At 52.7% G+C, this 12,975-nt stretch carries 9 protein-coding genes and 1 pseudogene; 1 reads left to right on the top strand and 9 read right to left on the bottom strand.

The genetic code is table 11. The features are described from left to right. Positions 1 to 53: 53 nt before the first annotated feature. The 7 genes from LWH94_RS09415 to LWH94_RS09385 all read right to left on the bottom strand — a co-directional run bounded on the left by LWH94_RS09415 (position 54) and on the right by LWH94_RS09385 (position 10,895). Positions 54 to 3,788, bottom strand: a complete 3,735-nt coding sequence (locus LWH94_RS09415; RefSeq protein WP_232902014.1) for a conjugal transfer protein TraG N-terminal domain-containing protein — start codon at positions 3,786 to 3,788, stop codon at positions 54 to 56. Between the two features lie 3 nt (positions 3,789 to 3,791). Beyond that, positions 3,792 to 5,216, bottom strand: a complete 1,425-nt coding sequence (locus LWH94_RS09410; protein WP_232902013.1) for a conjugal transfer protein TraH — start codon at positions 5,214 to 5,216, stop codon at positions 3,792 to 3,794. Then, positions 5,216 to 6,256, bottom strand: a complete 1,041-nt coding sequence (traF, locus tag LWH94_RS09405; protein ID WP_232902012.1) for a conjugal transfer protein TraF — start codon at positions 6,254 to 6,256, stop codon at positions 5,216 to 5,218. The genes LWH94_RS09410 and traF overlap by 1 nt, the downstream gene beginning before the upstream one ends. 109 nt (positions 6,257 to 6,365) lie before the next feature. Next, complete coding sequence (locus LWH94_RS09400; protein ID WP_232902011.1) at positions 6,366 to 7,838, bottom strand: UvrD-helicase domain-containing protein; 1,473 nt, start codon at positions 7,836 to 7,838, stop codon at positions 6,366 to 6,368. A 247-nt stretch (positions 7,839 to 8,085) separates the two neighbouring features. After that, positions 8,086 to 9,117 carry a DNA-binding protein gene (locus tag LWH94_RS09395; RefSeq protein ID WP_232902010.1) on the bottom strand — a complete coding sequence of 344 codons (1,032 nt, stop codon included), beginning with the start codon at positions 9,115 to 9,117 and terminating at the stop codon, positions 8,086 to 8,088. A 112-nt stretch (positions 9,118 to 9,229) separates the two neighbouring features. Then, positions 9,230 to 10,102 carry a DNA replication terminus site-binding protein gene (locus LWH94_RS09390; protein WP_232902009.1) on the bottom strand — a complete coding sequence of 291 codons (873 nt, stop codon included), beginning with the start codon at positions 10,100 to 10,102 and terminating at the stop codon, positions 9,230 to 9,232. A gap of 301 nt (positions 10,103 to 10,403) precedes the next feature. Further along, positions 10,404 to 10,895, bottom strand: a complete 492-nt coding sequence (locus LWH94_RS09385; protein WP_232902008.1) for a hypothetical protein — start codon at positions 10,893 to 10,895, stop codon at positions 10,404 to 10,406. A 95-nt stretch (positions 10,896 to 10,990) separates the two neighbouring features. Between LWH94_RS09385 and LWH94_RS09380 the strand changes: the two genes are divergently transcribed. Next, positions 10,991 to 11,455 carry a hypothetical protein gene (locus LWH94_RS09380; RefSeq protein ID WP_232902007.1) on the top strand — a complete coding sequence of 155 codons (465 nt, stop codon included), beginning with the start codon at positions 10,991 to 10,993 and terminating at the stop codon, positions 11,453 to 11,455. A 20-nt stretch (positions 11,456 to 11,475) separates the two neighbouring features. Here the strand turns inward: LWH94_RS09380 and LWH94_RS09375 are convergent, their stop codons facing one another. Together LWH94_RS09375 and LWH94_RS09370 are read right to left on the bottom strand one after the other, a co-directional pair. After that, positions 11,476 to 12,399, bottom strand: coding sequence for a tyrosine-type recombinase/integrase (locus LWH94_RS09375; protein ID WP_232902006.1), 924 nt, complete (start codon positions 12,397 to 12,399; stop codon positions 11,476 to 11,478). Positions 12,400 to 12,790: 391 nt separating this feature from the next. Further along, a pseudogene (locus LWH94_RS09370) lies at positions 12,791 to 12,975 on the bottom strand (IS256 family transposase); the annotation flags it as partial.

The raw sequence follows: 12,975 nt of genomic DNA, 5'->3' as shown, positions 1-12,975 counted from the left end.
AGAGCAAGGGTAAAAGAAAGGGGCCGATTTTCGGCCCCTTTTTTGGTTGCAGGTTAATTCATGACGCTGGCCCCTCGACCAGTCATGTTGTTGTAGTGCGCGACTCCCGACAGATAAGAGCCCGACATAGTAGAGCCAGCTCTAGCTGATTCAGTGATGGTATGAACCATGTGATCAACGAATTCCTGATTTTGTTCGGACAGAACAGGGGCTCCGTTACCATCTCGCATGATGTTTCCGTGTTCATCACGTTCAGCGTAAGTAGCGGCAAGCCCCTGTATGGCTGCGGCTCGCTCGGGGCTTTGACCAAACACCTCCATATCGAAGGAATGGGCATACACCTGAGCCTGTTCATGGGTTAGCCCCCTGGACATGGCCTCTTGGTAGAACTCCTGACGGAATTGCACACCTTCAGACTCTTGGAAGGCTCTGGCTGCGGCCTCTCCACCGGTTGCCATCGCGTGGCTGAGCGCGGCAGAGTACACCATGCCCTTTTCTTCAAACGACATGTCTTTCAGGTCGCTGAAGCTGATTTCACCACGGGCCAGCTCCATACCTGTTGCCGCCATGCCAATGATGTTTTGTCCTACAGTGGAGAGCCCGGACATTATCTTGCCAGCAAGGCCGGACTCTTCCAGGTCATTTTGGGTGCCGCGTGTCGCATCAATGACTTGTTGCCGAAGTGCGGGGTCGTTTTTCAGTGCTGCAAGTCGCTCATCGAAGTTTGCAGAAGCAGCAGTCATCCCTTCACCCGCTGCATTAAACAGGTTCTGACCAGCTTTTTCGGCTTCCTGCATTCTTCGGCTGACCCAATCATTTGCATTCTCGACGCTTCCGTAGAGATCGGCTGCGCTCATGCGGTCATACTCAGGCCCGTTGTTAAGAAGTTGTTGTCTGGCAGGCATTTCGTTCTGGGCGTTTCGGCCTGCTTCCCACGCGGAGCCGGTTCCACCAACTCGCTGGTTGTTTCTGGCTGCTTCAGCACCGATGACGCCAGGTGTGTCGCCAGCGGATGTTGGATCTTGGTAATTCGGGCCAAGCCCATCAGGTGATCCAATATTTTTGGCTGGATCCACTGCATTCTCGATGTTCTGGGCGTTTTCATTAGCTCGGTTTTTCAGGTTTCCATTATCAACGTCTCTGAGGCCGGAATTCTGGTCAAATCCACCGTAGTTGCCTGTGGCAAGGCCAAGTCCTGTGCCGACTGCGCCGACCGCTGCATTGAAGTTTCTCTGGTACTGGTCGTCAGTTGTTCCTTCATGGTTGCTTGAGTTTTGAAGTGCCTTGATTCGAGCAGCCGCCAGTGCCGCAGAGCTGCTCATACCATAGCCGCCTTCGGTGGATGGAGCAGAGTACCTTTCATAAAGACGCTGAGCCTCTGCTTTGGTTGCCGCACTGACTCCGCCAGTGTTCCAGTAGTCATTCAATTGCCCCATGGCATCTGAATTACCGGCGACTTGATTCCCTACATCGCGTAATCTCAGGTTGTTCAGGGCAGAGGCGTTTTCATTTAACGAGGCCGCCCTGTTGTAAGCTTCGTTGCTGCTCACAACGTCTTGGGCATTTTTAGTTAGCGTTTGCGAATCCTGAGCGCCGAAGGTCTTGCTAAGGGCGTCTTTGTTCCCCTCGGACAGTGCCAGGGCCAGATTGTTCGAGACCTGCGACTGTTCGGCCTTCGAGAACTTCAGAGCATCACTAAACGCGGCAGAGTTATCCTGTTGGGTGGTTCGAGTATCAGTGGTGGTCTTGTCCGCGCCAGCTTTCAAAGAGGCCTCCGCTCCAACTCCTACACCAATACTTTTCGCTTTACCCCCTGTACGGGTAGCGGATCGTGTAGCACTTGTATTTTGGCTCGCGGTACTACCTGGGGTAGATCCTGGACTCGGGTTTAGAGGTGAGGACTGACTCCCACCGTCCGAGACCATTGCGCTCTCAGCAAGCTGGCTGAGCATCTTGGTGCCAAGTTCTCCGGAGATTGAGCCGCTGGCGACCGCTGAGACGATGCCTTTGACTGCATCCGCATGCTGGTGGCCAATGGAGGAGTTTTCCATGATCTGCTGGGCGCGTTCATTCACGACACCCTGACTGGTGCCGTGCATCGCACTGTGAGTGCGTCCAAGTGCGGCAGCTTTCTCGTAGGTCTGGCTATCCATTTTCCCGGAGGAGAATGTTGACCCCAAAGCTTCTGAAAAGCCTTGCTGCGATTGCTCCATTCGCTGTTGTGAGGATGCCACCATCTTACCCATACCGGAGCCAAACGAGATGGAGCCCATCAACCCTGCCGCGCCTGTTGAGGCCATGCCCGTCAGATCGGTGTATTCATTAGAAGCAGCGTTTTGCATGACGGGGCCGTTGGTCGCCAGATCCTTGCTCTGTAGCGTTTCGTCAAGGTGATCCCGACCGTTGATGCGTCCAGCAAGGTTCGAGAAGGCATACGTTGAGCCGGTGACGATGAACAGAGAAATCATTGGTGTGGCGGCGGCAAGCATGCCACCAGTAGCAATCCAATGTTGGAGCTGGTCGCTTGCCGCGTTCAGGGCGTAGAAAGAATTGAGTTCACCTTCAATGCTGGATAGATCACCTGCCGCCGCTGTGTGAAGGTACAGGTTGATAATAGCCAGGACGGGTGTCCAAAGCTGGATCCATAGCAAGGTCTGAAGATATTTGCCCGCAAGGCCGATGCCGAAACTACCCAGGACGATAAGAAAGGCCATAAAGGGCGTAATGGCATAAACGAACCCTTCAAAGAACGTCATCATCGGACGAACAATGGTCATGAACATTGACTGTTCGGCGGCCCATTGGGTGTTTCTCTGCTGAATGGCCTGGTTGATCATTGTCGCAGAAGCGATGTCCTGAAAGTCGGTGTAACGACCTTGAGCGGCCTCGTAATAGATTGGTTCAAGTACCGCAGCGGTGAGGTAGTCAGTCGCCGCTGTAGAGCTTTGTCCCAGCATCCCAAGGCTGTTGGATATTTCGCTAATAGCAGAACTGGCACCAACACCCGTTGTGTCTATTCCCAGAATTTTGCTGATCGCGTTATCTGTCATTGGCGATGCCAATGCAGAGTTTGTGTTGTTCACCAGCACGGTGTACGCATCAGAGCAGGAATAGTCTGTTCCGCCACCGCCCAAATACAGGCGGGTTCCATAGAGGTTTGAGTTGAATCGCAATGCGTCCGGGAGCTCTCCGGACATAATATCGGTGAGTCGCTTTCCGCCAAGATCTGGCCCCAGGTCAACGGCGGTAAGGGTGCATTCACGGATGTAGTTGTTCCAGGACTTACGAATGTCGGCATCGCCGCCGATTGTTGCATCCATAACGGCATAGACCGGTGTTGCGGCAACCCTTTTCCGTACATCATTCAGTAGTTTCAGCGACTCAGCAAAGCGGTTTTCGGTGGCGGACGGGACAATCACACCATACCCTTGCTCGAACAAGTTGGTGATATTGTAACCAATGGTCGAGATGATTCCGCCAGCCGCGCCGATACCCAGCGGTACGTTGTCCACGACACGAACATCGCCGGTATAGGCATCTTCGATCTTTACCAGTGTTGTCGGAACAAAGAACAGTGCGTAAATCAGGTAGCCAATAAATATTTGCTGAATGTTGACCTCTTTTGCACCCTGAAACACGCTTTGGACAAGGATGAGCAGGACACCGATCAACAGGCCGATCTTCACAATATCTGTAAAGCCAGTTCCCGGACTGGTGACCATTGCTACGGCGATGAGGATTTGCTCCAGAAACGCCGCATCACCAACAGAAAAAATCGTAAATTCCATCTCTTACTCCTTGGTACGTTGCGGCGAGGTCAAAGAGTTAAGGGTGTATCTCTGCTTGCGAAGGTTATCCAGCATGGCGTTGTAATACTGGATAAGCTCTGACACATCGCCATATTCTGAACGGAGCTGCTGGAAGTCCTGACGGAGTTTTGTTTGGGAATCGCTAATCAGATCAAACGCCTTCTTCTGGTGGGGCGCTTTAGACTGGCTGACGACCAGACTGACAGCTCGGAACAGTTCCTCAGTCATGGTGTAAACCATGGTCAGAGCAATGCTGTATGAAGCTTTAGAAGCGAATATCTGTGCAGCGTCCTCAGAAAGCACCGACAGATTTCGGATGATTGCCCCCGATCCGGCTGGCAGGTTTGCCATGAACGCTTGTTCGGCGCTATTCAAAGAACCTTGGTTTCGTGCGAATTTGGCGATGATGCCAGGGTTTGAGCCAGATCCCATCAAGAGCTTTTCGACCTGCCTACCCAAGCCCTCTATGGTGACCGTTTGATCCGTTGGGTTCAGGCACTTGTCGTTGGTGTCACAGTCGTAAATGCTGGCTTGGCCCCCGGCGAGCAACGCATTGAGGATGTCAGGCTTGGCCGGTTGGGTTGAAATCGGCATGGTTTTAGATGCATCAGCAGGATCACCAATATGGTTGGGATCTGTTTCCGGTGGCTTTCGAATGATGGTTCCGGTCAAACTCATCATGGCTTCGAGTAAGTTATTGTCGCCGTAGGTAAACCAGGATGCTGAGTTTTGTTTCTTGAGCTGCTGCCAGACGATGTTGCCGATCAGCTCTTTTTGAAGCAGCTCTGCCTCGGAAAGCTGCTCTTCCGGAGTTTTACCGTTCTCTGTTTCTTCACGCGCAGAAAATACATCATCAACTACACCAGTCAGCGTAGCTGTAATGGACGCATCAGTTCTGCCTTTGATGTCAAAGGCGGAGGTTCCGTCATTAATAATGCCCTGAGCCAACTGGCAGGAGTTACCCAAATGCTCGTTTAGCGCCTGAACCTTCTTCTGAAAAGCTTCAATGTGCTTCGAGCAGTCCGGGCAGACGTTATCCAGGGCAAGCTGGAATGCATAACCTTTCGCGTTGGCGGCAACAGCCCGGAGCAACTGAACAATCTGCTCTGCTTTAATGAAACTCATCGAGCCGTTGAACATGTCAATGCCACCACAGCCGCCTTTCCACGAGGGCGGTGAGAATGTGATCAGGTTTTCATCGAAGATCTTGGATTTCGTGGTGAACCGACCACCAGAGAGCACACCTCGCCGCTGTGTCTCAAATACGCCTGGCGCAGTGGCGTTTGTCATGTCACCAAAGAAACTGTCCAGTTCGTCTTGAAGTGCCGCGTGAGAAACTCCGGATCCCGTCATCGTGGCTACGGCCAATGCGACACTGAGGGTGAGTTTTTTGACCTTACTTTTCATTATTGCGCTCCTGATGAAGTCCGAAGTTTTTCTCTAATGAAGTCACTCAGTTGTTCTGGAGGAATGAAGTTGGTGCCATCGTCTTCAGTCGAGGTTTGGCCAGACTGTTGGCCCAGCTCATAGGAATGCGCGTCCAGGATGGCGGCAATGTTGTTGTCCAGATTCAAGATGGGCTTAGTTTTGTTGAACTCTTCATCACTGATCCAGCCTCGGCGTTTGGCGGCTAGAATGATCCGGCTTTTGAGTTCAGTGAGAGCCAGAACACCCTGCGCAATCGGTTCCACTTCCCGGTCTTCAGAAACGAGAAACAGTGCAGGCAAAGCATCGACTCCCATGGCATCTGCTTGTCCCTGGTCGGTTCGGAAATTCGGGAAGGAGCCGTCTGGCAGTGGCTTACCGTCGAGCGATATGGGCAAAATCGTGAACCCATCGCGGGTTTCGAGCATTTTCAAGATCGGTGCCTGAATCCGGCTCGTATCGGAGTCGGACTCAAAAAAGAAAAACAGACCGGCCTTTTGAGCAATCTTGTGAGCGATGTTGTCCTTATTCCTTCCTGCCCAACGATCCAGTGGCTGTGAGGCGAACGATGCGCTGGGTCGTCGGGTTTCTTCATCAAGGAACGGATCGCCCACGACCGCCATTTCCGAGGCGTTGGCAAACTGCTCACTCCTGTCCATGGCGTACCGCTGGAGGTACATGTAGGTGCGGACGTTCTCAATGGTGGGGTTATCCCAGGCTGCATCCTTGTACTTTGGGAGGTTTTCTCGGAACCAGGCCGCAGAGAATACTTCCGGCCCTTTTGGTCGGGCTGGTTCCACTTCTTCGATGGGAGCGGGTTCTGGCGGGGGAGCGGCAACGATCTCAGGTTCCGGCTCTTCCGGCTCGGGCGGTTCTTCCGGGATCTCTTCTTTGTACCAAAACCAACCTTCGGCCTTCCGGTCAAAGAATCCTGAGTCTCCCCCGGCATTTTGAGCATGAGAGAGTAGAGGCGAGCACAGCAACGTAAACGCCAAGGCTATTGAAAGGTGTCGTTTCAGCATAGATCTACAGGTAGTTGGTATGAATTACCTGAAATCTTACTGAAGGCCGACCAAAACCATGGTGTCTGAAATTGCCCAAAAAGGGCGTAAAGAGCCGGTTGGCTGAGGGTTATTGCTGAGCCTGTTTGTAGGCGAGCCCTTTGGCGTACTGAAGAACCAGTTCTAACGCGGTGTTGATGATCAGCACCTGGAGGGCTCGGGTGGCCGCCACATATAGAAGGTTGATTTCATCTTCTCGTGCATCGTGTGCCATGTCAGGATCAAAAATATCCGGGTAGTCGTCAACCAGGACAACCGATTGCCACTCTAGCCCTTTGCAGCGATGTGCGGTCGAAACAACGATGTCGGCGTTTCCCTCAAGGTTGACTGTGTGCTGACGGATCATTCCGATCATGTGCGGGATGTCATCGTAGGTTTCGAGCAAGGCAATGGCGCGAAGCATCTCCGGATCCTTGGTTGCCTTCGCAATTTCCTCGTACTCCTCGAAGCTTTGATAGTCCTTCAGGAGCTTCTTGTTCCGGACGTTTTGCGGTTGTCGTAACGCGAACCAGAAAAGATCCTCCAGCTCATTCAGTTGGTAGGCTTTGATGCCGCCGACCCAGAAAATTGACCTCCCTGACAGGGCCGCAGAGAAGGCCACACCAATCACGCCCATTACCGTTCTGGCCAAAGCGGTGAATTGCTTGGTGTTTGGCGGTAGCTTCCGTAGGACTTGGCCTTCCGCGCCCTTGCCGATCACGGGGCGGGTTTCCTGCTTGAGCATCAACAAGGCGTTCGCAACCATGGCAACTTGGGGGCCGAATCGAAAACTGTGCGTCAAATACAGCATGTCTGCTTTCTCCAGCATGGAGGTTTTCATGGCGTTGCTGGCACCCCGAAACCGGTAGATCTGCTGGTGATCGTCGCCCACGAAAATTACTTTGCAGTTTTGCTGAAGAACAATGTGATTGGTTACCGGGTTGGAATCTTGGGCTTCATCAAAGAGGATAATGCTGTACCGGCGTGACAAATCTGGGAGGCTCAGTTGATAGAGCTTCAAATAGGTGTCGTGTGTGGCAGGGAAATCGTCATCAAGATCAGTCATCCGTTGCCAGATCATCTGGGCAGCGTCGAGCACTCGGGCTTGATACATCACGCGATTGCGCGTCCTGCCCTGGGGTTCATTCTGCTTCTGAGGGAAATGGCAATCCAGAATGCGCTGTTCTGCACTGGTGATAAAGGCGTTGAGGACGGCCATGACATCACGCGCCATCGTCCAGTTCGGAGACGGTAATGCGTTGGCAATATCGGTTAAGCGGAGATTGTTGGTCAGCTTGTGTGCATACTGTCGCCCAATGGCGGCATAGGCGAGCTGATGAGAAGTTTTGCATTCCACGTTGCGTGGGAACTTAGAGATCGCCTCATCACGTATTGCCCGGTTAAACGCCAGATACAGAATTCGCTCGCCGGGGTTGTTCAGCGCGAACTTGACCAATGTTGTTGTCTTGCCCGTCCCGGCATAGGCTTTGACCACTAATCGACGGCCTTTGTACTGAGTGATCAAAGCCTGTTCCGGTGTGTCAGGCGGGAGTTGCCAGCTCATTTATGCCGCACACTGTTTATTGTCCGGTGAAATTCGTGTCACTGTGCGGTGATAATGCTTTGCTGCGCCTATCAGCGTTTCAACACGATGCTCAGCAACGGGTATGACCGATTCACAGTCTCGGTCTGTCCACCATCCGGGAGCCTCGACCATCGCAATCTCAAGCACCCATTTGCGCATTGGCAACAGCCACTCCAAGGCAGAGGGGCACTGTCTTCTGGCTAACTCTTCAGCCAGCCGGATCCTCTCACTTAGTTTTTGAGCCCTTTTTACCCACTTCTTGCTGTACTTTAGCGGTTGGTTTCTCTCGCGCATCTTTGTCCCGTTCTTCGAGGGAGCGGTGAAGAGCTGCGTTCTCGGATTCAAGAGATTTGAGGTCTGTCATAGCCTTGTCCAGCTTGGCTTCCAGCTTCTGATTTTGAGCCTCTTTTTCTTGGTTTTGGGCCGAGAGCGCGGCATTTTGCTCCGAAACATTTCGGATGTCCTGTTCTGCTTTCTCTTGAGCAGAAACAGCATCATCCACGGTGTTCTGGAGGCGTTGAATCTCCTCCTGGAGACTCTGATTTTGCCGCGCTTTCTCAGATAAGGTGGCCTCTGTATTTGCCTGTTTTTGGCGCAAACGCTCGTTTTCGTCTTTCCGTTCGTCCAGATCTTTGGTTAATCGGCTAACCTCGCTATTGAGATGCGTGACATTACCATTGAGCCTGGTGACCTCTTCAATTTTGCCTTCATACTTTGAGGTCAGCGTCTCAAGCTTATGTTCCAGCTTACCGACTTGCTGTTCAGCCCTTTCCAGTGCCGCTGATTTTAAATCCAGCTCGTGAGACAGCTCCCTGTTCGATGCAAGAGCTTTTTCATGCTGGAGGGTGAGGTGTTCCATTTCCGCCTGGAGATCTTCGAGTTGTACGCGGGTTTGTTCTGAACGCTCAATGATTTCTTCGGCGCGTTCGTTCATCTCCGCTTTTTCCAGCGACAGAGCATTATGCTCACTTTCCAGAATGGCTTGCTCTCTTTCCTTGGCCTGCACCCAGAGCTTTTGGGCGAAGCTTTCTGCAACTTTGAGAATTTCCTCCGGCGTTTGCAGATCAGCTTTGAGCTGGATGTGCTCAGGAACATCGCCGTTTTGTTTTTTCCACGTTTTCTTGTACTTGCTGATGGTGCTATAGCTCCCGCAGCCCAGCACAGAGTAGATGGCAAGAATAGTGGGCTCTTTACCTTCTGCCACAAGGGCGTCGGCGGTTGCGTGGACATCCGCTTCTGAAATCAGCTTACGCGCCATAATGTCGGCCTCGCTCGTTTGATAGTAATTATCGTAATTACGGTAATTATACACTATTTGTGCTCGCGTAGCATGACTATCCAACAGAATCTGGTTGGAAGATAGCGCGAAGTTACTCCGAAAACGCCTCAATGGTGTTGCCACCAAACGTACCGAGCACTTCTGAGACTCGACGGTCGGAGCGGGCTTTGCGATGTACTGATGCGTCAAAGTCATGAAGCATCTTCATCTCCACTTCAGCTTCCTGGATCACGATGATCGGCATGGGGGTGTTGATTGTTCTGACAGAACGATCAAGCATCAGGTTTGCTGCGGGCTGCACTTTCACTGGTCGCCTAACCCGGAGCTGGCTCTCAGGGGTCGCCACGATTTTCGTCAGCAATTGTTCCAGCGGTAATTTGTTGCGCTCGCTGTAATGTTCTAGGTCTTCTCGAATCCGGCGCTCAAGCTCTGCCTTTTTCGGTTTTACCAGAGCGTCTTTGCGCTGCCAGAAAAAACGTACTGACGAAACAGAGCCCTCGGTGTAACACCGAATCTGCCGGTACAAATGCAAAGTCATAATCCCTGGGCATTCGGCTCGTAACGCCTCAAACCGCGCCTGCCTTGTGTCGTAGTTCGAGATGATGTGCTCCTCGATACCGGACTTTGCTTCGTTGATGCTTTGTACCAGCTCGACAATTTCTCCTGTCCCCCCAGATAGGGAAGGGGAAAACCACAGGACGCCGGGCGTCCTCCTGGCGGACTTCTGAGAAAAATTCGGATGAATGTGGAGATCCTGGTAGCAACGGGCTGCACTGCTGATCGCGTCTGCGCCTGAATGTTCGGACACGACGATGGTGGTCACGGCTTCTTGTTCGCGGCCCCGTGGAACGCCGGGAATCGTCGTCACCTTGGCGGCCCGGTGAGGCGTTTTTTGGAGTGCTCGTTCGAGTTGATTCAGATGTCGGCACATGGCCGTGTATTGTTCCGAAATGACAGTGGCCATGCAGCGGGCTCCTGAACAAGATTGTTTTGATGATACTTTGAGCAAAGAGTAGACAGTCTTAGACCATCATGCAACGAGGGGTGTAACGGATTGGCAGCCTTCGCTGCGCTCAGGCTGGGCGGGATCCCTCTCGTTCGTTGCGCCGCGTGAAATTAGATTGAGAAAGAGAGAGAAAAAGAGAGAAATAAGAAAAGGCCGGGAAGGCAATAAAGGGCTGAGTCGAACGGTGAGGTTGAAGGCTGGCCCCTTACGGGGCCAACTCTGCATGATGGTCTAAATTTACATATTGAATGCGCTGTAGCTAAGAGGGCTGGCGATCCAACCACGCAGCTTGCCGCAAAAAGGCCACCGCGTCAGAGGGCGTTACTTTCCAGGCCTCCGCAAGACGGCGGGTAGAAAATACCGCCAGCTCCAGTCGATCCTCTGGAGTCAGGAAGTTCTGGAGCTGTCGGCCCTGTTCCGATAGAGCAATGACAGCTCCGCTTGGCCCGTTGTTGTAGGCGGCGATGCCTTTGTTTTTCGCTTCGCCGTGGTAAGCACCTTTCATAGATTTTCGCAGGCCAAACATCACCCCACAAAACGCGGTCAACTCGGTTGGCGTGAGCTGGATGGTGATTTTTCTGGCCCAATACGGGCTTTGACCTGGCTCCAGGATCGGGGCCACTTCAACGCTCAGGGTTGGATACTTTTTGCGGGTTGCCGTAAATTGAACATTAAGGCCTGTCCGTTTGCCCGGATCTTGCTGGCGATCCGAGAAGAATTTCATCGCCTCGCCGTAAATCTCTTCAGTCATAAAAAGCGTCCCTCCTAAATTTTCGTTTGCCGTAAGCCAACCAGAACTGTTTCTGCGCCCTGGGCGCATTCACTGGCATAGCGACGAGGCAAAATATGTTCGATGAGCACAAAGTATATGAGGCTGTAATCGAGTTCCTGGATGAGTCTCCCCAAATCCGCGAGCTCGGTGATTACCAGGATGTTCTGGCAGCAGGCCTGGAGATTGCTGAGCACTATGTTGCGTCGGCGCAAACTTCGGTAACACTTCAGGAGCTGAGGAAACGCCTGCGCAAACGCCTTCCACACGAGGTAACCCCCGGTGGTTTTGAGGCCCGAGCCCGTTTCGATCTTTACCGAAAACGTCTGGCTTATACTCTTGACGATTTTGATCCTGAACGACTGCTGACTCCGCAAGACGAGAGACTGGTGGTAGAGGCCACCCTCTCGGATATTGGGGATCTAATGGAGGACGGTCGGTGGCCATGCGAGGAGCAGCTCCAGAGACGAGTGATGCGCTGGCTCCTGAGAAAAAGAGTCCACCGCCGCCTGAAGGCTCCCTGCTACCGTGCTGAAGCGTAGCTTTCACCTGTCACCACCCCTCAACCAACATCGAGGCGCTGACTGGCTTCTCGAAGCCGGTCATTGCCCCGGTGATCATATCGCTGAGTCGTTGTGACGCTGGCATGGCCCATGGCATCCCTTACCGTAATAATGTCCTCTTTATTGTCCAGCATCGCTGAGGCAAAGGTTCTACGAAGATCGTGAGGAGCGAATTCGTCCAGTCCCGCCTCAACGCGGCGAGTATCCAGGATGTAGTAGATGGCTTGGTCGGACATCCGCTCAGTCGTGACATCGCCATATCGGCGGATACGCGGGAACAGCGGGCCAGGGTAGTCACCACGTACCTCATCAATCCACCGCTTAACTCGCTGCTGCGGGCCGGGCGGCATGAATGCCAGGCGTTCCTTGTCCCCTTTACCCAGCACCTTTAAGCACTGCTCTTTGAAATCAATGCTCTCCAGGTCAAGGGCCACGATCTCAGACCGCCGAAGTCCGCAGCCAACAAGGACGGCAAGAATCGCAGCGTCTCGTAATCCCTTTGGGCTGGAATCACTTTCACATGTGAAAAAAAGTTTCTGGAGTTCTTCCTTCGCCAAGGCTTTGCCCTTAGCCAACCTCGTGCCTTTTGCTGTCCGGATCAGTTTGATCTGCTGGTAGGTGTCATGGTCGATCTGCTTCTTGATCCACGCCTCAGTCATTACGCCTTTGATGGCCGCCAGATAGGTGTTCCTGGTCGCTGGAGCCCGGCCAAGATCTTCCAGCATTTGCAGCACCGCTTGTACGTGGTGCCGCCGAAGCTGAGCCCAGGGGCAGGTTTCAATGGACGCATACCCGTTAATTCGAGCCACGATATTCAGGAAGGATTTCATGGTCTGGCGGCTTTTCTTCGAGCCCAGGCTGACCAAATAAGCCATGGCCGGGTTTTGCTCGATAAGCTCTGAGGCTGGCATCACTTCGGCCATGTTAACGCTTCTCTCCGGCAGAGCCTGTGAGCTGCTGTTCAAATCAGGGTAGAGATCCTTTGGACTCATGAATGAGGCTTCCTGTGGGCTGCGCGTCTTACCGACAGGTCTGCCGCTGCCGGGGGTAATTACCGCTTCTTATCGTATTCCAGCAGCTCTACTTTTTCAAAGATACATTTTAATAAGTAGAGAATTACCGTTATTACGGTAATTACGGTTACGGTAATACAGTAACAATAAAGAAAGATTCGGTGCCAGCAGATCTTCCGAGCAAAAAAAAGAGCCTCCACGGAGGCTCTGGTTCGGCGCTATTGTTCGACTTAAAGCTGTGGGCTTGAAATAAAGTTGGTAATAAATCAGCGCGAGTTATTGTCAAATCTGGTGTACGGCATCAGGCCGCGTTCCTGTCTGATTGATCCTGTACTTGTTCGCCGTCCTTGAACTTCACATTGTTGACCACAAGGGTCAGCAGATTAAATCCCTTGATCCGCTTCCAGTTCCTCTGCGCTGACTCCAGCAGCTTGTAGACCATCGCCAGTGTGGTCTCTCGCGAGCCGCAGTTCCGGGCTCGTTGGG

It is taken from the genome of Marinobacter sp. G11 (genome assembly GCF_021282325.1).
GTDB lineage: Bacteria > Pseudomonadota > Gammaproteobacteria > Pseudomonadales > Oleiphilaceae > Marinobacter > Marinobacter vinifirmus.
The sequence above is the reverse complement of the archived record's forward strand: the minus strand, read 5'-3'. Positions and strand labels throughout refer to the sequence as shown.

Bases quoted from the DNA above. Each gene is read 5' to 3' on its own strand.
- LWH94_RS09375 (WP_232902006.1), bottom strand. From the start codon at position 12,399: ATGGCCGAAGTGATGCCAGCCTCAGAGCTTATCGAGCAAAACCCGGCC.
- LWH94_RS09390 (WP_232902009.1), bottom strand. From the start codon at position 10,102: ATGGCCACTGTCATTTCGGAACAATACACGGCCATGTGCCGACATCTG.
- LWH94_RS09400 (WP_232902011.1), bottom strand. From the start codon at position 7,838: ATGAGCTGGCAACTCCCGCCTGACACACCGGAACAGGCTTTGATCACT.
- LWH94_RS09415 (WP_232902014.1), bottom strand. From the start codon at position 3,788: ATGGAATTTACGATTTTTTCTGTTGGTGATGCGGCGTTTCTGGAGCAA.
- LWH94_RS09385 (WP_232902008.1), bottom strand. From the start codon at position 10,895: ATGACTGAAGAGATTTACGGCGAGGCGATGAAATTCTTCTCGGATCGC.
- LWH94_RS09380 (WP_232902007.1), top strand. From the start codon at position 10,991: ATGTTCGATGAGCACAAAGTATATGAGGCTGTAATCGAGTTCCTGGAT.
- traF (WP_232902012.1), bottom strand. From the start codon at position 6,256: ATGCTGAAACGACACCTTTCAATAGCCTTGGCGTTTACGTTGCTGTGC.
- LWH94_RS09410 (WP_232902013.1), bottom strand. From the start codon at position 5,216: ATGAAAAGTAAGGTCAAAAAACTCACCCTCAGTGTCGCATTGGCCGTA.
- LWH94_RS09395 (WP_232902010.1), bottom strand. From the start codon at position 9,117: ATGGCGCGTAAGCTGATTTCAGAAGCGGATGTCCACGCAACCGCCGAC.